Source organism: Myxococcus sp. CA023 (assembly GCF_010998615.1).
Classification (GTDB): Bacteria; Myxococcota; Myxococcia; order Myxococcales; family Myxococcaceae; genus Myxococcus.
Map to the genome: position 1 here is coordinate 19,588 of NZ_JAAEAH010000014.1, position 16,972 is coordinate 36,559.

Here is a 16,972-nt window from a genome sequence, read left to right on the forward strand (position 1 = left end):
ATAAACCACTCTGATGGGCATGACGGACCTGCTCTATGCGCGTGCCCAAATGGGTTTGTCGCTCGCGTTCCACATCATCTTCGCCGCGGCGGGGGTGGCGCTTCCCGTCCTCATGGTGCTCAGTGACTGGAAGGGCCGGCGCACGGGGGACGCGGACTACCTGAAGCTGAGTCAGAAGCTGGCGAAGGGGACGGCCATCCTCTTCGCGGTGGGCGCGGTGAGTGGCACGGTGCTGTCCTTTGAGCTGGGCCTGCTGTGGCCGGAGTTCATGGGGCAGTACGGCGAGGTGATTGGGCTGCCCTTCAGTCTGGAGGGCGTCGCCTTCTTCACCGAGGCCATCTTCCTGGGCATCTATCTGTACGGGCGGGAGCGGGTGTCGCCAGGGATGCACATGTTCTCCGGCGTCATGGTGGCGGTGAGTGGCGCGGCCAGCGCCTTCTTCGTCACGCTGGTCAACACGTTCATGAACGACCCGTCGGGCTTCACGCCGTCGGCATCGGGGCCCGTGGACGTGCAGCCGCTGGTGGCCATGTTCAGCCCCGGCTGGCAGTACCAGACGGTGCACGTGCTGCTCTCCTGCTACCAGGCGAGCGCCTTCGCCATGGCGGGCATCCACGCCTTCGTGTTGCTGCGCCACCCGGGTGCGGTCTTCCACCGCAAGGCCCTTTCGGTGGCGCTGCCGCTGGCGTGTGTCACCGCGCTGCTCCAGCCCGTGGTGGGGGACTTGTCCGCCAAGCACGTGGCGAAGGCGCAGCCGGTGAAGCTGGCCGCCATGGAGGGCCAGTTCGAAACGGAGCGCGGCGCGCCGCTGCGCCTGGGCGGACTCCCCAACGTGGAGACGGGCGAGGTGCCCTACGCGGTGGACATCCCCAAGGGCTTGTCGATTCTCGCCTTCGCGGACCCGGACGCGGAGGTGAAGGGCCTGAATGCCTTCCCGCGCGACGAGTGGCCGCCGGTGGCGAAGGTCCACGTGGCCTTCCAAATCATGGTGGGCACCGGGAGCGCCATGGCGCTGCTGGCGTTGGTGACGCTGGGCTGGCGGTGGCGGAAGAAGGCCTGGCCCCACGGGCGGAAGATGATGTGGGCGTGGCTGTTGTCGGGGCCGCTGGGGGTGGTGGCCATGGAGGCGGGCTGGCTCGTCACGGAGTGGGGGCGACAGCCGTGGATTGTTCGCGGCGTCATGCGCACGGCGGACGCGGTGACGCCGGTGCCACACCTGGCCGCGCCCTTCTGGACCTTCACCGCCGTGTACCTGTTCCTGGGGGTGACGGTGGTGACTCTGCTGGTGCGGCAGGTGGCGGGCACGCTGCCCACGCGCGACGGCGGTCTGACGGGAGGTGAGGCTCATGCCGACTGACGCGATTCTGGGCTTCGCGGTGGCGGGGACCTTCGTCCTCTACGCCCTCTTCGGCGGGGCGGACTTCGGGGGCGGCGTCTGGGATTTGCTCGCCTCCGGGCCGCGCAAGGCGGAGCAGCGCGCGCTCATTGCCCGCGCCATTGGCCCGGTGTGGGAGGTGAATCACATCTGGCTCATCGTGGGCCTGGTGCTGCTGTTCGCCGGCTTCCCGCGCGCTTTCGCGGTGCTGAGCGTGGCGCTGCACGTGCCGCTGACGTTGCTGATGCTGGGCATCGTGTTCCGGGGCGCGGCCTTCACCTTCCGGACCTACGACACGCGCGGGGACGCGGTGCAGCGGCAGTGGGGGCTCGTCTTCAGTGGCGCCAGCGTCATCGCGCCGGTGCTGCTGGGCATGTGCGTGGGGGCCGTGGTGAGCGGCACCATCCGCGTGGAAGGGCGGGTGGTGGTGAGCGGCTTCTTCGCGTCGTGGCTCGCGCCCTTCTCATGGGCGGTGGGCGCGTTGGCGCTGAGCCTCTTCGCCTTCCTGGCGGCGGCGTACCTCACCCACGAGGCGCACGAGCCCGCGCTGCGCGAGGACTTCCGCCGTCGGGCGATGGGCGCGGGCGTGGCCGTGTTCGTCGCGGCGCTGGCGGTGCTGTTGCTGGCGCGCGAGGGGGCGCCGCGCGTCTGGGAGGGGCTCTTGCGCTCGCCCTTCGCCCTGGCGCTGCATGCGGGCACGGCGGTGGCGGCAGTAGCGTCCTTCGCGCTCTTGTGGACGCGCCGCTTTCAATGGGTCCGTGTCGCGGCGGCCGTGCAGGCGGGGCTCATCGTGCTGGGGTGGGCCGCCTCGCAGTACCCGTACCTGGTGGTGCCCGACGTCACGCTGCACGGCGCGGTGGCGAGCCCTGGCGTGCAGCGCGTGTTGTTGGTGGCGCTGGGCGTGGGCACGGCCGTGGTGGTGCCTTCGCTGGTGTTGCTGTTCCGCGTCTTCCGGCCCGCGCCCACGCCGGGTGCCGGCTCGGAGGCGTGAGTCGCGCGGGCGCCCCTCGCCACGCGCAATGCGTGACGAGGGACGAAGCGGCGCCTTAGAACCGCGCGTTCACGCCTGCGTAGAGGGTGCGGCCGCGCTCCTGGAACACGTAGCCTTCCTCGTCCTCGGTGCGGGTGTTGGCGATGTTGAGAACGCCCGCGTTGACGCCGAAGTTCTTGCTGATGTCGTAGCTGGCACCCGCGTCGAAGAGGGCATAGGCCTCCACTTCCTCGGTGCCGCTGAGCTGCGGGCCAATGTACTGGCCGCGCACGAAGGCCTTCAGCTTGTCCATCGGCGTCAGGTCAATCTGGCCGTTGAGGGTGTGCTTGGGCCGGTAGGCGAGCTGCACGTCGTTCTCCAGGTCCCGGCTCTCCAGGAAGGTGTAGTTCGCGCTCAGGCGGACCACATTGCCGAAGGCCTTGCTCGCCGTCGCCTCGACGCCGCGCAGGCGCGCGCGGTTGACGTTGCGGGGCACGTACAGGGGCAGGCCCGTTCCCGGGTCGGTGCCCACCGGCTCCACGCCCGTGCCGCGCGGCGTGTCGATGAGGTTGCGGATGTTGTTCTGGAAGACGGTCGCCGACAGGGCCCACGACGTCATGGTCCAGTTGGCGGACACCTCGAAGTTGGTGCTCTTCTCCGGGTCCAGGTCCGGGTTGCCGATGATGCCGCAGCGGCCTCGGCAGCTCGTCACCAGGGACTCGGTGCTCATCTGACGCAGCGTGGGCGCCTTGAAGCCCGTGCCGACACCCGCCTTCAGGGTGAGGTGGTTGATGGGCGAGTAGACGGCGTAGGCACGCGGCGTGAAGTGGAGGCCGAAGTTCTCGTGGTTGTCCAGACGCGCGCCCAGCAGCAGCGTCAGCTTGTCCATCAGCGCCAGCTCATCCTGCGCGTAGAGGGCCTGCTGGTGCACGCTGGCGCCGCCGCTGGTGAACTCGTCCGACTTGAGGTCAATCCAGCGCGCCTCGCCGCCCACCGTCAGCGTGTTGATGCCCAGGTACGCGGTGGCGTTCGCCTCCGCGACGATGTTGTCCTGGGTGAGGCCGTCGACGCCGCTCTCCAATCCTTCCCAGTAGCCGCGGACCTCGGAGTTACCCCAGTCCCACTTGCCCTTGTGGCCCAGCACCGCGTCGTTGCGGTGGACCACCGCGTCCGCGTCGCCGTAGGAGCCGCCGATGTAGTACTCGCCGATGCGGTTCTGGTACGCGCGGCCGTACTCGGCGGTAATCGTCTGCTGCGCGGTGGGCGTCCAGTTCAGCGACAGCCGGCCGTTGTGGTCATTTCGGCCCTCGAGCGTGGCCAGGTCGCCGTGGTTGACGACGCTGCCGTCTTCACGCGTCACCGGCGCACCGTCCGCGTTGAGCACGGGCGAGCCCGGGTTGCGCGCGCCATTCCACGCCTGGCGGTGATTGAAGCCGCCCGTAATCTTCATGGAGAGCGTGTCCTCGATGAGCGGACCGCTGAGGAAGACGCTGGAGCGGAGCTCCTCGCCGTTGGCGCCCACGGTGGGCGTCTGCGCCTTCAGGTCGATGCCGCCCGTCCACTTGGGCGCGATCGGCTTGGTGATGATGTTGATGACGCCGCCCAGGGCCTCGGAGCCGTAGAGGGAGGACATGGCGCCGCGGACGACCTCGATGCGCTCGATGCCCTCCGTGGGGATGAGGCCGATGTCGAAGTCGTTGTGGCGGAACACCGCCTCCAGCGAGTTCACGCGCTTTCCGTCGACCAGGATGAGCGTGTAGCTCGAATCCATGCCGCGGATGCTGATGCCACGGCGGCCCTGGCTGCCGGCCGTCAGGCTGATGCCGGGCGCCAGGCGGATGGCGTCCGTCAAATCGCCCACGGGCGCCCGCTTCAGGTCCTCCTGCGTCACCACGGTGACGGAGGCAGGGGCGGAGGTGACGTCCTGCTCAGTGCGCGTCGCCGTCACCACCACGGGGGCCATCTGGAAGATGTTGTCCTCCAGCGCCGCCTCCGCCTGCTCGGCCTGATGCTCGGCGGCCGCGGAGTCCGGCGGCGGCGGCGTGGCCGCGTCCTGCGCCCAGGCGGGCGTCATGGTGAGCAGCAGGGCAGAGCCCACCCACTTCCACGTCACGGACAGGCGGGGACCACGGAAGGGTCGGGGGGAAACGTCATCACGGTGAACGGCGCGCAAGGTCCTTCTCCTCATGTGGGTGTCTGAACTGCCGGACTCCCCCCGTTCCGCTTCCGCCCGAGGCGTCCGCGGGTACTGATTCGAGCAAGGCCCTCCCGCCGCCGCGGAAGCCGCGACGTGGGGGACACCTGCGATGCAAAGGGCCGCGTCCTGAGGTCTTCCGGTGCTCAGCGGAGCGTGCGCGGAAGGTGCTGTACTTTGCGTGTGACTTTGCGAATCAATTTCAACTAAGCGGCACTTTGCGTCCTGGCGGGTGTCCTGTCAACGCGCGGAAGGCGGAATCTTCTACACCAGCCGTAGAAGTCCGCCTTCACCGCGGAGGTGCCCGCGAGGTGTGCGTCAGTCTTTCGTGGGCCAGACGGCCCGCGGCTCTTCGTCGTCCCTGGCGATGAGCAGGGTGGCGCCTTCGAGCAGGTCCTCGGAGTCCAGGGCCTCCACGGCCGTGCGCACGCCCGCGTCGGCGTCCATCACCCGGCAGTAGACGCGGAGCTGCTGTTCCTGGAGCTCACCGCCTTCGACCTCGCCATTGCCCGTCCAGCCGAGCGCGTCCGTGAGCAGCTCCTCCACGGCGACGCGCTTCTCCACGTCGTGGCCGGTGCCCTTGCCCTCGATGGTGTACTGGACGATGAGGGTCATCATCGCCGTGGGATCAGGCTCGTCATAGCCCTGGTCCACCAGGGGGCCGGCGGCCTCGGCGATGACCATGTCCGGGTCTTCATCCGGGGGGAGGGGCAACTGCTGGTCTTCACCCGTCTCGCCCACGAGGCCTTGGTGCACGGTGAGTGCGCCGTCATGCACCCAGGCCTCCCAGTAGCGGAGCCGGTTGCCTTCCTTCTTGTAGAGCTTCAGCACGCTTCGAGTCTCATTCGAGGGCCCCTGCATAGCACGGAGCACGGGGGGCTTTTCGCTCAGAAGGCACGGCCCTGGCCCCCATCCACGGGTAGGGTGGCCCCTGTGACCCAGCGTGCGCGTTCCGAGCAGAGGAAGGCCACCACGTCGGCCACTTCCTCGGGGGCGCCGAAGCGGCCCCAGGGCAGCTCGTCACGCACCAGCCTGGCCACCTTCTCTGGATCCGCCTTCTGGCGTTTGTCCCAGCTTCCCCCGGGGAAGAGGATGGAGCCGGGGGCCACGCCGTTGACGCGGATGCGGTACTGCGCCAGGTCCACCGCCATCTCCTTGGTGAGCGCGGTGATGCCAGCCTTGGCGGTGGTGTAGGGCGCGCTGGTGGCGTACTCGCGGCCGAAGATGGAGTTGATGTGGACGATGCAGCCGCCGCCCTGCTGGCGCATGGTCTCCACGGCGCGCTGGCTACACCACACGGCGGACAGGAGGTTGCGGTCCAGGACGGATGTCCACTGCTCGGCGGTGGCGGAATGGAAGGCGCCCGCGCCGCCGCTGCCGCCCACGTTGTTGATCAGGATGTCCAACCGGCCGAAGGCGCGCACCGCCGCGTCCACTGCTTCCACGGCGCCGGCCTGGGTGGCCACGTCCGTCACCACAGTGGCCACGTCCGCGCCCTCGGCGCGAAGCTGCGCCGCGGTGGCCTCCAGGGCCTCCGCGCCGCGTGCGCTGAGGCACACCCGCACGCCCTCGCGGGCCAGCACCGACGCGATGGCCCGGCCAATGCCCCGGCTGCTGCCGGTGATGAGGGCCGTCTTTCCTTTGAGCTCCAGGTCCATGGGCGGGCGTTCTACTGCGCCCGTCCGCTCATGGGGACGTCATGGTGCCGGGGCGTTGAGTCCTGTGCGCAAGTCCGGGAAGCATCGCCTGGGAGGGGTTCTGCTTCCGATGACCGGTGCCGCGGCCGGGTGCTTCGGCCGCGGGCATCGGTGGCCGCGGTCCTACTTCGCCTGGAAGCGCGCCTGCGTCGGGGTGGCCCCTGGGGTGCGCGTGACGCCGCGGTCCGGGTTTGCGGCCAGGTGCTGGAGCACCTTGAACACCGTCTCCACCTCGTCCGGCATGCCGATGTCCGCCGCGAGCTGCTCGGCGGTGCGAGCCTCTGCGCGCGCCTCGCGCAGGCGCGTCGTCAGCTTGCGCTGGAGCTCCAGCACCACGCCCGCGGCCTTCTTGCCCGCCTCCACGCCCGGCTGGTGGTACGCGTTGATGTGCACCAGCGTGGCGTAGAAGCCCACGGCCCGCTCATACAGGGCAATCAGCGCGCCCAGCGTGCGCGCGCTCACGTCCGGCACGGTGAGGGTGAGCGACTCGCGGTCCTTCTCGTAGAGCGCGCGCCGCGTGCCCAGCAGGAAGCCCAGCAGGTAGTCACCGCTGGTGACGCCGGGCTCCACTTCCTGCGAGCCGCCGTCACGGTCCTTCAGCACCTCGATGAAGGTGGCGAAGAAGTTGAGCACACCCTCGCGCAGCTGCTGCACATAGGCGTGCTGGTCCGTGGAGCCCTTGTTGCCGTAGACGGCGATGCCCTGGTTCACCACCTGGCCATCCAGGTCCGTCTCCTTGCCCAGCGACTCCATGACGAGCTGCTGGAGGTAGCGCGACATCAGCAGCAGCCGGTCTTTGTACGGCAGGATGACCATGTCCTTGTGGCCCCTGCCGTCACCCGCGTAGTGCCACATGAGCGCCAGCAGCGCGGCCGGGTTCTTCAGCGCATCGCGCTCCCGCGTCGCCGCGTCCATGTCGCGCGCGCCCTTCAGCAGCGCGTCGATGTCCAGCCCCTGCAGGCGCGCGGGCAGCAGGCCCACCGCGGACGTCACCGACGTGCGGCCGCCAACCCAGTCCCACATGGGGAAGGTGCGCAGCCAGCCCTGCTTCTTCGCGTGGTTGTCCAGCTCGCTGCCGGCGCCGGTGACGGCCACCGCGTGCTTGCTGAAGTCCAGACCCCGCGCCGAGTAGCCGCGCTCGGCCTCCAGCATGCCGTTGCGCGTCTCCTTGGTGCCACCCGACTTGCTGATGACCAGGGTGAGCGTCTCCGACAGCCGCTCGCCCAGCTGCGCCAGCACGCGGTCGAAGCCGTCCGGGTCCGTGTTGTCGAAGAAGGACACCTGCATCGGGTCCTTCGCCGTGCCCAGCGCATCCGCCACCAGCTGCGGCCCCAGCGCCGAGCCGCCAATGCCGACAATCAGCACGTGCGTGAAGCGCTGCGCCTTCTGTGGCTTCACCCGGCCCTCATGCACGTCCTTCGCGAAGGCGTGGATGGCGGCCACCGTGTCGGTGATTTCCTTCTGGAGCGCGGGCTCGGGCGCCAGCTCCGGCGCGCGCAGCCAGTAGTGGCCCACCTTGCGCTTCTCGTCGGGGTTGGAGACGGCGCCCTTCTCCAGGGCCTCCATCGCGCCGAAGGCTTCCTCCACGCGGGGGCGCATCCGCTCCAGGTAGTCCGCCGGGAAGCGCATCCGCGAGACGTCGAGCGTGAAGTCCAAGGCCGGGACGACGCACAGATAACGCTGGTACCGCTCCCACAGTTCTCGCTCGGTCATGGCTCCTCCTGGCAGTTCTCGCGTCGCGAAAAGTGCCGGATGGCTTAGCGCCTCCGTGCGCGGGTGGGAAGCTGGACGGCGGTGTCGGTGCGCGTCCACGGGGCCGCGGGCGGCCGGGTGCTCAACACCTCACACGGAGGGGCGGGCCGCTTCGGGCGGGGGCTGTACTCCGGGCGGCTGGGGTGCCTCTGGTGCGTCGGGCTTCCAGGCCGGGTTGCGGAAGACGTAGCTCAGGCGCTGCTTCAGGGAGCCGGGCTTCGCCGCGTCGCGTGTGATGGCCGCGAACTCGTGGAAGGCGATGCGCACGGGATTGAACGTCTCCAGGTTCTTCGTCAGGCCGTACACGGGCTTCTCGCCCTCTGGCTCGAACGTCCCGAAGAGCCGGTCCCAGATGATGAGGATGCCCGCGTAGTTCTTGTCCAGGTAGCGCGGGTTGGACGCATGGTGCACGCGGTGGTGTGACGGCGTGTTGAGCACCCACTCCAGCGGGCGCGGCAGCCGGCCAATGGCCTCGGTGTGAATCCAGTACTGGTAGAGCAGGCTGACGGACTGCTGCACGACAATCATCACCGGGTGGAACCCGAGCAGCGCCAGCGGTGCCCAGAAGACGAAGCTGGTGGGCGGCGTCCACGTCTGCCGCAGCGCCGTGGAGAGGTTGTAGTGCTGGCTGGAGTGGTGCACCACGTGGGACGCCCAGAAGAAGCGGCTCTCATGGTGGACGCGGTGGAAGGCGTAGTAGCAGAGGTCGTCCGCGAAGAAGATGAGCACCCACGCCAGCACGCCGGTGCCCATGCGCAGCGGCGTCAGGTGGTAGAGCGCCAGGTAGCCGGCGAAGGCCACGCCCTTCCACAGGACGTTGATGGCCACGTTGCCCAGCCCCATGGAGATGCTGGCAATCGTGTCCTTCCAGGTGTGGCCCACCATGGGACGGCCTTCGTCCCGCTGCTTCTTCACCCAGAGAGCCTCGGCAATCACCGTGAGGGTGAACACCGGGATGGCCGGGGTGATGATGTCGGGGATGTGTGCTGCGTCCATGGTGGGACCCTCCGTGTCGGCGAACTCAGGAGCGGGCGCGGCGGCGAGGCCGCGCCAATGAGGGGAGGAAGGCGTTGCGCATGAAGTGGGTGAGCGCATCCAGCATGCGCCGGTGCGCCGGGTCGTTCGGCCGGGCGCTGCCTCCCACCGCGGCGCCCTGCACCGCGTCCAGCGCCAGCTCCACGATGGAGTCGAAGTCCGGGTGCTCGGCGGCCTCGGGGAACAGCTCGCGTGCCACGCGGTGCAGGTTCTCCCGGTGCGGCCCGTCCACCGCCGCCAGCGCCACGCGCAGCTCCGCGTCCGTGCGCGCCGCGACGTACAGCTCGATGGCGGCCTGCAGCTCCGGGCGCTGGAAGGCGGCCCACAACATGTCCACCGCCGCCGCGATGCGGTCCCTGCCCGATGGCCGGGCCCCCACACCGGCCAGGTAGTCCTGGATGAGCCGGGGGAAGAGGTGCTCCACCGCCGCGGCGAGCAGCTCCTCCTTCGTATCGAAGTGCGTGAAGAGCGCGCCCTGTGACAGGCCAGCCCGCTTGGACACCTCCACCGTCGTCAAGCGGGCATAGCCCTGCTCCACCAGCGTTTCGATGGTGGCGTCCAGCAGCTTGCGCCGCGTCGTCTCACGGCGCTCCTGCTGCGTGCGGCGGACAGGCCGGGCCGGCGCGTCCGATGGAGAGTTCTTCGCGGCCATTCGACTCGCAGGATAAGTCTGAACTTAGTGAGTGACCAGTCACTTTCTTCGGTGAGGGGTGAGTGGTTCTCACAGTGGCGTGTGCCGCCATCTGTCCCCGTTCACGGGCACCTCGAAAGGGAAGTGGCCGCTCATGAGGCGCGCCAAGCCCGCTTCCCCAGCGGCCCGGCGGACAGGGGCCTGGGTGCCAAGTTCACGGCGTTCGCTCGGGACTCGGGCATGACTCCCCTCGGGAGGGTGGGCGTGCCGAGGCCCTCCGCGTCGTACAGCAGGCAGGCACGGCGAAAATCCGCAGGGAAATACCCGCGCCACTTGCCCTCGTTTCCGCCCCGCCCCGATATGAACCTTTCAGCCCTCCTCCTTGGTTCTCTCCTGGCTTCGGCCCCTGCGGTTCCTTCCTCTTCCGCCACTGATGTGGGCGAAATGCCCGAGGTCGGCGTTCCCTTCGCCTGTGGTCGCATCCACACGGTGAGCCAGGGACATGACACGGGAAGTCACCAACACAACGACACGCATGCGTGGGATTTCCGCATGCCGGATGGCACACCCATCGTCGCCGCGCGCGACGGCACGGTGCGCCTGTCTCGCGGTGACAGCACCAAGGGTGGCTGTGACGAGAAGCTCGCGCCCTACGCCAACTACGTCGTCATCTCCCACGGCGATGGACTGGAGACGCAGTACCTCCACTTCAGCGCGGTGGTGGTGAAGCCGGGTGACGTGGTGAAGGAGGGCCAGCTCATCGGCTTCTCCGGCTCCACCGGCTGGGCCTGCGGCGCGCACCTGCACTTCAAGGTGGCGCGTGAGAGCGGCAAGGGTTGGAACAACCCGTCCGTGCCGGCGCGCATCGCTGGCTACGGGGACCCGGTGCGCGACACCCGCGTGGCCGCTCCCCTCTGCAAGGACAACGGCACGCAGGCGCTCATGGCGAGCAACGGCGGTACGCACACCCCGGGTCAGCCGGTGGTGTCCATGTCACCGGAGCGCCAGCAGGCCCTTCGCGGCCTCCCGCCCGGGGCGCAGAGCATCCTCGACGGTCTCTCCCAGCCTCCCGCCCAGGGCGGCCAGGGCCTCAACGAAGCGCGCACGTCCGGTGGTCCCCGCACGGCGAGCGGCCCCAGCGAGACTCGCTGAGGCCAGCAGCGCGCCCGCTCCGGCGAGCAGCATGAAGAGGGCCCCCGCGTTGACGAAGTAGTCCAACGGCAGCAGGGGGCCTTCCACGTAGGCCCGCACCACGCGGTAGCCCACATGGCCCAGCAGGGCCAGCAGCGGCAGGTTGATGAGCGGCAGCACTAGCCAGCGCGCGGTGCGCCACCAGCCGGCCACCGCCTCCGCCACGCCGGTGGTGGCGGTGTAGCGCCAGGCGCCCGCTCTGGCCACCCGCACCTCCTCCAACAGCGTGTCCACGTCGGGGACGCCCAGCAGCGCGGGCTCCAGTCCGCTCGCGCGCGCCACGCTGCGCGCCTCCGCCAGCGCGGTGCGCGCCGCGGCCTGGGCGCTGAAGTCGTCCTCGAAGGGCTCCACCACCGCGGACTCCGCGGCCCTGGCGCGGGTGTGTCCGCGCACCACGTCCACCACGGTGGAAGCCGCCGCCACCGCCAGCCCCGCGGGCAGACTGCTCCGCCCCACCAGCGCCGCCGCGCCCAGCCCGCTGGCGCCCCAGAGGGACAGCCGCAGGCCCCAGGCCGCGGGTCCCCAGAAGCGGCCTCCTGCCTGACGCCGCACCTCCGCCGCCAGGTGGCCGTGCGCCAGCCGCAGCCGCGCGTCGAAGTCCGCGCGCAGGCCCTCCGCAGCCTTCTCCAGCCCCGAGTCCAGCGCGGCGCGCGTGCGTGACAGCATCGCGTCCGTCTCCTTCAGCGCGGCCTCCACGCGCGTGTGCACCTCTTCCAGCGCGCCCATCGCGTTCGTCTTGCGCACGCGCGCGGCCACCGCCTGCGTGGCCAGCCCGCGCAGGTGGAAGAGCAGGGCGCCGAACTCGCCGGACACGTCCCGGCCGTCCTTCGCCGACAGGGCGCTGATGGCGAAGACGGGCACGTCTTCCTGGGCCAGGCCGTACTGCTCGGAGGCCACGCGGCGCACCTGGGCCTTGAGCGTGTCGCGCGACTCGGGAGACAGCTCGTCCGCGAAGTTGAGGATGAAGACGAGCGAGCGCCGGCGGGCGAACTCCGTGAGGAACTCCACCTGGGAGGCCTCCGCCACGCTTCCGCGGTGCATGACGACGAGCGCGACATCCGCGCGCTCCAGCGCCGCGCGGGCCACTTCGCGGTGCGTGGTGGCCACGCTGTTGAGGTCCGGTGTGTCGATGAAGACCTGTCCGCCCCACAGGCCCTGGGGGCCGGGGGCATACGTCATGACCCGCGCGCCGGAGCCCGCCAGCGCGTCCGTGGGCGTGCCTTCGGGCGCGAACACGGTGGCGGCCGTGCTGGTGGGCCGGTTGACGCCTTCGCGCGACAGGGCCTGCCCCGCCAGCGCGTTGAGGAGGGTGGACTTGCCCGCACCGGTGGCTCCCACCAACGCCACGCTCAGGGGGGCGTCCTTGCGCGCCACGCCGCGCGCATAGTCGTCCACGAGCCGCTCCAGGCGCGCGGCATGCGGCCGGAGCGCGGGCAGCTCCAGGGCCGTCTTCAGCAGGGAACGCAGGGCATCGGGTTCAGGCAGGCTCGTCTCGTCCACGTGGAGAGAGCCTGTCCCGGCTTCGTCCGGGTGACTACGAAGAAGATGCACGGAAGGGGCGCCAGCGTGCAGTTTCCGGCGGCGGTCCCGCGCGGGGTGCCCTACCGGGAACGTCGGGCGTCAGGGTGGGGCGGGGACCGGATGGCCGCGGGGATGCCTGGAGGAGTAGAAGCAGTACCACCATGGACCTCTTCCTCATGTCGCCGCCGGGACGCACGTGGGCCCTGCGTGGCCGCAGCAACTTCCGCAGCCGCGAGGCGCCGCCCGTGGACGCGCGTCAGGCCCGGCGGGAATGGCTGGCGCTGGCCCGGGACATCGAAGCGCGTGGCGGCACGGTGGTCGCGTTGCCGTCTCCCTCCGAGCTCCTGACGGGCATGCCGTACGCCGCCGAATGTGGGCAGGTGGTGGCGCGTCAGGGCGCCGCTCCGTTGTTCGTGCTGCCGCGGATGATGAGCGCGCACCGGCAGGCGGAGCGCGAGCACTGGGCGCCCCTGGCCCGCTCGCTGGGCATGGAGGTGGTGGACCCGGGCGTGGGCATCTGGGAGGCCCACGGCGACGTGGCCACCTTCGACGGCGTCACGCTGCTGTTCTGGGGCGGCCGCACGACGCTGGACGGCCTGGAGGCCGCGGCGCGGTATTTCCCCGGAGAGGTGCTGCGCATCCAGGTCCGCGAGCCCGCCTTCCACGGCAACATGGCGGTGCTTCCGCTGCCCGCGGTGGACCGGCTGATGGTGTGTCCGGACGTGATGGCGCCGGAGTCCCATGCGCTGCTGCGCGAGCGCTTCGGCGAGCACCGGCTGCTCCTCGTGACGGAGGCGGAGATTCGCCGCTACGCCACCAACGGGCTGCCGGTGGGGCGTGACGTGCTGGCGCCTTCGGTGGTGCCGGACTCGGTGCGGGAGCGGCTGGAGGCGCTGGGCCTGCGCGTGGTGTCGCTCACCATGCGCGAGCTGTGTGAGAAGGGCGGCGGCTCGTCACGCTGCCTCGTGTCGCGCGCGGAGGTGGACGCCGCGACGCTGAACATCCCAGACGCATTCCGGTTGTCGGCCATCGCGAGGGACATCGATGCCGATGGGTGACGCGGACACGCTGCCTCGGCAGGCGGAGGCCTTCCTCGCGGCGCACCCTGGCGCGTCGCTGGTGGCGCTGGGCTCGGGTGAGCACGCGGGCTCCTTGGACTTGTCGCCGCTGGGCGTGCCGGTGACGTTCCTTCCCGCCGAGCGGAACGCGGACCTGGCGATGCGATACCTGGCGCTGAACCAGCTCGCCTTCGGTGGCATCGGCGTGCCGCGTTGGGTGCTGTCGGACCTGTATCTGCTGCCGGGCGCCATTGGCCTCCTGCGCTGTCCGGCCCGGATGCTGGCGGCCCCCGTGCGCGAGCGGTTGGGGCTGGCCGACGAGGACCCGGCCATTGGCGCGGCCTACTACGCGGCGCCTTCGGTGACGCCGGGGCTGTTCATCGGTGTGTCGTTGCTGAGCGTGTTGCCAGGGACGGGGGCGTCGCCGTGGGTGAAGCTGCTCACGTTGCAGATGTTGCGCGCGCGGCGGCTGCGAGGCGTGGCCCAGTGGGACAACCCCAGCGTCCGTGTCCATTCCAGGCTGGGCCCTCTGCGCCTCGTGGGGCGCGTGCCCGGGGGCCATGAGTATGGCGAACGCTCCTTCGTCTACGAGTCGGAGCTGACGGACCGGACGCGGCTGGGCGACGCGATGGTGCGGCGTCTTTCGTTGACGCCGTCGCTGCGTGTACCCGCCACGGACCTTTCGACGCTGAGCGCGCTGCTCGATCGCGCGGAGGCGGGCGAGGTGTTGCACCTGGTGCCTCCGGGGCTGGAGGCGGGACAGGTGCTGGTGCGCGAAGGCCCACTCGGCTGACGCGCGTGGGCCCGCTCAGGGGGCTGGCGCGGCGGGCGACTCCATGTCCTCTTCCAGCGCGAGCCGCAACGCGCGGGAGCCGTCGCGGAGGATGGGCGCTCCGTGGGAGAAGCACAGCGTCTCCACGGGGAGGTGGTCCAGGATGCGCTGGACGCTGTGCCGGGTGCGCTGCGGTTCGTCCTGGTACTCGCTGGGGACGAACTCCGGCGTCTCCCCGTCCTCGTGCGTGAGCAGGTCGGAGATGAACGCGACGCCGCGCGGGTGTTGCTGCATCCACAGCGTGTACATCGCCTCGGTGGGCCCGGGCGTGTGGAACGAGATGAGCCCGGCGGGCAGCGTGTCTCCCGCGACGTAGAAGAAGTCGGGCTGCTCCTCCAGCGTCAGCGCCCCCTCGGGCGCCCAGACGGGCACCTTGAAGGCCTTGCGTAGCCGCCAGGCGGAGCGCTGGTGATTTCCCGCCGTCAGGACGATGGCGGAGATGTTCCCCAGCTTGCGCAGTGCTGCCTCGTCGATGGGCAGCGGGTCGATGAGGACGACGGCGCCATCCGTGTCCACCACGGCGTACGCGTCACTGCGCGCGCCGCCGATGCGGTCATCGGAGAGGGTCCAGTGGTGGATGCCGGGCACCAACTCGCTTGTCCGCTTCGCCTTCCCCTTGGGCTCGCTCATGCGGACAAAGCTAGGCACCCCCAGGCGGTGTCACGGGGGCGGGGAGGGAGGCCACGGCTTGGATGCTCCGCTGCTTCCACGGCGGGCGCCCGAGGACACGGGGACGGCGCCAGTCGGACGGCACAACGTTCACCCATGATGGCGCGAATCTCCCGCGGTGTGCTGACCCGGCCCCTGGTGCTCTTCGACGGCGACTGTGCGTTCTGCCGGCGCTGGGCCGCGCGATGGCGGTGGCGCACCGAGGACCGCGTCCGCTACCGGCCGGGCAGCGCTTGGCGCCGCTGGCTGCTGGGAATCCCGAAGGCGGACATGCGCAGGGCCATGCAGTTGGTGGAGCCCTCCGGCCGGGTGTCCCAGGGAGCGGAGGCGCTCTTCCGAGCGCTCGCCGCGTCACCTCGCCAGGGGACCCGGGTGGCCGCGAGGCTGGGCCTGATGCCGGGGGTGTTGCAGCTGGCCCAGGGCGTCTATGCGGTGGTGGCTCGGAATCGCCGTCGGGCGGCGGGCGTGGACCGCTGGCTCTTCGGGCGCGCCGTGGTGCCGCACGAATACCGGTGGGTGCGCTGGGTCTTCCTGCGGCTGCTGGGAGGGACGTTCCTCATCGCCTTCACTTCGCTGGGACGGCAGGTGCGGGGATTGTATGGGACGCAAGGCCTCCGGCCCGTGGCGGAGCGCCTGGCCGCGGAGCGCCGCGAGGAGTCCTCGGCGCTCGCGCGGTGGAGGCGCATTCCGTCCCTGTTCTGGTTGGACGCGTCGGACGCCGCGCTGGTGCGTGGGTGTTGGAAGGGGCAGGTGCTGTCCCTGGCGTTGCTCTTCAACGTGGCGCCCCGGCTCAGCGTGTCGCTGTTGTGGGCGCTGTACCTCTCCTATGTGGCCGTGGGGCGTGAGTTCCTCTCCTTCCAGTGGGACGTGCTGCTGCTGGAGATGGGGCTGCTGGCGGCGCTCACCGCGCCCGGAGGACCGCGGCCGGGCCTGGGCCGTGACGAGCCCTCCGCGCTGGATGTGTTCCTCTTCCGGCTGCTCGTATTCCGGCTCTACTTCGGCTCGGGGGTCAGCAAGGTCCAGTCGGGGGACCGGACCTGGCGCGAGCTGACCGCGTGCGAGCACTATTACGAGACGGCGCCGCTGCCCACGCGGGGTGGTTGGTACGCGCATCATCTGCCTCGTCGGTTCCAGCGGGCCTCGACCGGGGCGGCGCTCTGGCTCGAGACGGTGGTGCCCTTCCTGGCCTTCGGGCCCCGGCGCTTGCGGCAGTTCGCCTTCTGGAGCCTGAGCGGCTTGCAGACCGCCATCGCCGCCACGGGGAACTACGGCTTCTTCAACGTCCAAGCCTGGGTGCTGGGCGTGTGGCTCCTGGATGACGCGGCGCTTCGGCGGGTGCTGCCTTTGAAGGACGGGCCTCCCGCTCAGCCACGGCCCTGGTGGCGTACCGGCGTGTCCGCGCTGGTGGTGTCGCCGCTGCTGGTGCTGGGGGCGTCGGAGGTGCTTCGCAGGTTCGAAGGGTGGCAGCGGTACCGGCCCGAGCGCGTCGGCGCGATGCTGACGTGGCTGGAGTCCCAGGCGCGGCCCCTGCGTTCGGTGAATCCCTACGGCCTCTTCAGCGTGATGACGGTGCAGCGGCCGGAAATCCTCGTGGAGGGCTCCGACGACGGTGTGCAGTGGAAGGAATACTCCTTCCACTACAAGGTAGGGGACCCGGCCCGGCCTCCCCGGCAGGTGGCTCCCCACCAGCCGCGGCTGGACTGGCAGATGTGGTTCGCCGCGCTCGGCTCGCCCCCTGGATGGTTCGTCGCGTTCCTGGCCCGGCTGCTGGAGGGCTCGCCGGACGTCCTGGGCCTGCTGGCGGGCAACCCCTTCCCGGACCGGCCGCCCCGGATGGTGCGAGCGGTGCTGTACGACTACCGGATGGCGGACGTGGCCGAGCGGCGGCGCACGGGCACCTGGTGGCGGCGGGAGCGGCTGGGCCTCTACGTGCCGCCCCTCTCGCTGGCGCCAGGGCCCCGGCCTCGTGGACGCATTCCCGCGCTGCAATGGCATGCCGGGGCGTGAGGCGGGTGGGAGCAGGCGTGCGGCCCTGAATCGCGAAGGC

Annotated in this window: 13 protein-coding genes and 1 pseudogene; 6 read left to right on the plus strand and 8 right to left on the minus strand. The window is 70.4% G+C overall.

The window, feature by feature from the left end; all coding sequences use genetic code 11:
* Positions 1-13 precede the first annotated feature (13 nt).
* Both F8M74_RS08235 and F8M74_RS08240 read left to right on the plus strand, forming a co-directional pair.
* Positions 14-1,357: a cytochrome ubiquinol oxidase subunit I gene (locus F8M74_RS08235; protein WP_141257543.1), complete on the plus strand. Its 1,344-nt coding sequence runs from the start codon at positions 14-16 to the stop codon at positions 1,355-1,357.
* Positions 1,347-2,366, plus strand: a complete 1,020-nt coding sequence (locus F8M74_RS08240) for a cytochrome d ubiquinol oxidase subunit II (RefSeq protein WP_171410464.1) — start codon at positions 1,347-1,349, stop codon at positions 2,364-2,366. The genes F8M74_RS08235 and F8M74_RS08240 overlap by 11 nt, the downstream gene beginning before the upstream one ends.
* Before the next feature lie 55 nt (positions 2,367-2,421).
* Here the strand turns inward: F8M74_RS08240 and F8M74_RS08245 are convergent, their stop codons facing one another.
* From F8M74_RS08245 to F8M74_RS08270, 6 genes are all read right to left on the minus strand, one after another.
* A complete protein-coding gene (locus F8M74_RS08245) occupies positions 2,422-4,458 on the minus strand; it encodes a TonB-dependent receptor (RefSeq protein WP_228559180.1) in 2,037 nt (678 codons plus the stop codon).
* A gap of 399 nt (positions 4,459-4,857) precedes the next feature.
* Complete coding sequence (locus F8M74_RS08250; protein ID WP_141257549.1) at positions 4,858-5,400, minus strand: hypothetical protein; 543 nt, start codon at positions 5,398-5,400, stop codon at positions 4,858-4,860.
* A gap of 26 nt (positions 5,401-5,426) precedes the next feature.
* Positions 5,427-6,197 (minus strand): SDR family NAD(P)-dependent oxidoreductase, encoded by a 771-nt coding sequence (locus F8M74_RS08255; RefSeq protein ID WP_141257546.1) that lies wholly within the window; start codon positions 6,195-6,197, stop codon positions 5,427-5,429.
* A gap of 162 nt (positions 6,198-6,359) precedes the next feature.
* Positions 6,360-7,949, minus strand: coding sequence for a glucose-6-phosphate isomerase (locus tag F8M74_RS08260; protein WP_141257547.1), 1,590 nt, complete (start codon positions 7,947-7,949; stop codon positions 6,360-6,362).
* Positions 7,950-8,078: 129 nt separating this feature from the next.
* Positions 8,079-8,984, minus strand: coding sequence for a sterol desaturase family protein (locus F8M74_RS08265; RefSeq protein WP_141341424.1), 906 nt, complete (start codon positions 8,982-8,984; stop codon positions 8,079-8,081).
* 25 nt (positions 8,985-9,009) lie between these two features.
* A complete protein-coding gene (locus F8M74_RS08270; protein WP_141253277.1) occupies positions 9,010-9,675 on the minus strand; it encodes a TetR/AcrR family transcriptional regulator in 666 nt (221 codons plus the stop codon).
* A gap of 423 nt (positions 9,676-10,098) precedes the next feature.
* Here F8M74_RS08270 and F8M74_RS38445 point away from each other — a divergent pair.
* Positions 10,099-10,464: pseudogene (locus tag F8M74_RS38445) on the plus strand (M23 family metallopeptidase); the annotation flags it as partial.
* 183 nt (positions 10,465-10,647) lie between these two features.
* Here the strand turns inward: F8M74_RS38445 and F8M74_RS08280 are convergent.
* Entirely contained in the window at positions 10,648-12,345 is a 1,698-nt protein-coding gene (locus tag F8M74_RS08280) for a GTPase (protein WP_141253276.1), read from the minus strand.
* Positions 12,346-12,527: 182 nt separating this feature from the next.
* Here F8M74_RS08280 and F8M74_RS08285 point away from each other — a divergent pair, with 182 nt between their 5' ends.
* Positions 12,528-13,424, plus strand: a complete 897-nt coding sequence (locus tag F8M74_RS08285; protein ID WP_141253275.1) for a dimethylarginine dimethylaminohydrolase family protein — start codon at positions 12,528-12,530, stop codon at positions 13,422-13,424.
* Entirely contained in the window at positions 13,411-14,217 is an 807-nt protein-coding gene (locus F8M74_RS08290) for a hypothetical protein (RefSeq protein ID WP_141253274.1), read from the plus strand. The genes F8M74_RS08285 and F8M74_RS08290 overlap by 14 nt, the downstream gene beginning before the upstream one ends.
* 15 nt (positions 14,218-14,232) lie before the next feature.
* Here the strand turns inward: F8M74_RS08290 and F8M74_RS08295 are convergent, their stop codons facing one another.
* Entirely contained in the window at positions 14,233-14,886 is a 654-nt protein-coding gene (locus F8M74_RS08295; protein WP_171410188.1) for an MBL fold metallo-hydrolase, read from the minus strand.
* A 135-nt stretch (positions 14,887-15,021) separates the two neighbouring features.
* Between F8M74_RS08295 and F8M74_RS08300 the strand changes: the two genes are divergently transcribed.
* Positions 15,022-16,932 carry a lipase maturation factor family protein gene (locus F8M74_RS08300; protein WP_216619846.1) on the plus strand — a complete coding sequence of 637 codons (1,911 nt, stop codon included), beginning with the start codon at positions 15,022-15,024 and terminating at the stop codon, positions 16,930-16,932.
* The last annotated feature ends 40 nt before the right edge of the window (positions 16,933-16,972 follow it).

Excerpts from the sequence above, each read along its gene's own strand:
- F8M74_RS08250 (WP_141257549.1), bottom strand. The coding sequence starts at position 5,400 with ATGCAGGGGCCCTCGAATGAGACTCGAAGCGTGCTGAAGCTCTACAAG.
- F8M74_RS08260 (WP_141257547.1), bottom strand. The coding sequence starts at position 7,949 with ATGACCGAGCGAGAACTGTGGGAGCGGTACCAGCGTTATCTGTGCGTC.
- F8M74_RS08265 (WP_141341424.1), bottom strand. The coding sequence starts at position 8,984 with ATGGACGCAGCACACATCCCCGACATCATCACCCCGGCCATCCCGGTG.
- F8M74_RS08270 (WP_141253277.1), bottom strand. The coding sequence starts at position 9,675 with ATGGCCGCGAAGAACTCTCCATCGGACGCGCCGGCCCGGCCTGTCCGC.
- F8M74_RS08240 (WP_171410464.1), top strand. The coding sequence starts at position 1,347 with ATGCCGACTGACGCGATTCTGGGCTTCGCGGTGGCGGGGACCTTCGTC.
- F8M74_RS08235 (WP_141257543.1), top strand. The coding sequence starts at position 14 with ATGGGCATGACGGACCTGCTCTATGCGCGTGCCCAAATGGGTTTGTCG.
- F8M74_RS08295 (WP_171410188.1), bottom strand. The coding sequence starts at position 14,886 with ATGAGCGAGCCCAAGGGGAAGGCGAAGCGGACAAGCGAGTTGGTGCCC.
- F8M74_RS08285 (WP_141253275.1), top strand. The coding sequence starts at position 12,528 with ATGGACCTCTTCCTCATGTCGCCGCCGGGACGCACGTGGGCCCTGCGT.
- F8M74_RS08290 (WP_141253274.1), top strand. The coding sequence starts at position 13,411 with ATGCCGATGGGTGACGCGGACACGCTGCCTCGGCAGGCGGAGGCCTTC.
- F8M74_RS08300 (WP_216619846.1), top strand. The coding sequence starts at position 15,022 with ATGATGGCGCGAATCTCCCGCGGTGTGCTGACCCGGCCCCTGGTGCTC.
- F8M74_RS08255 (WP_141257546.1), bottom strand. The coding sequence starts at position 6,197 with ATGGACCTGGAGCTCAAAGGAAAGACGGCCCTCATCACCGGCAGCAGC.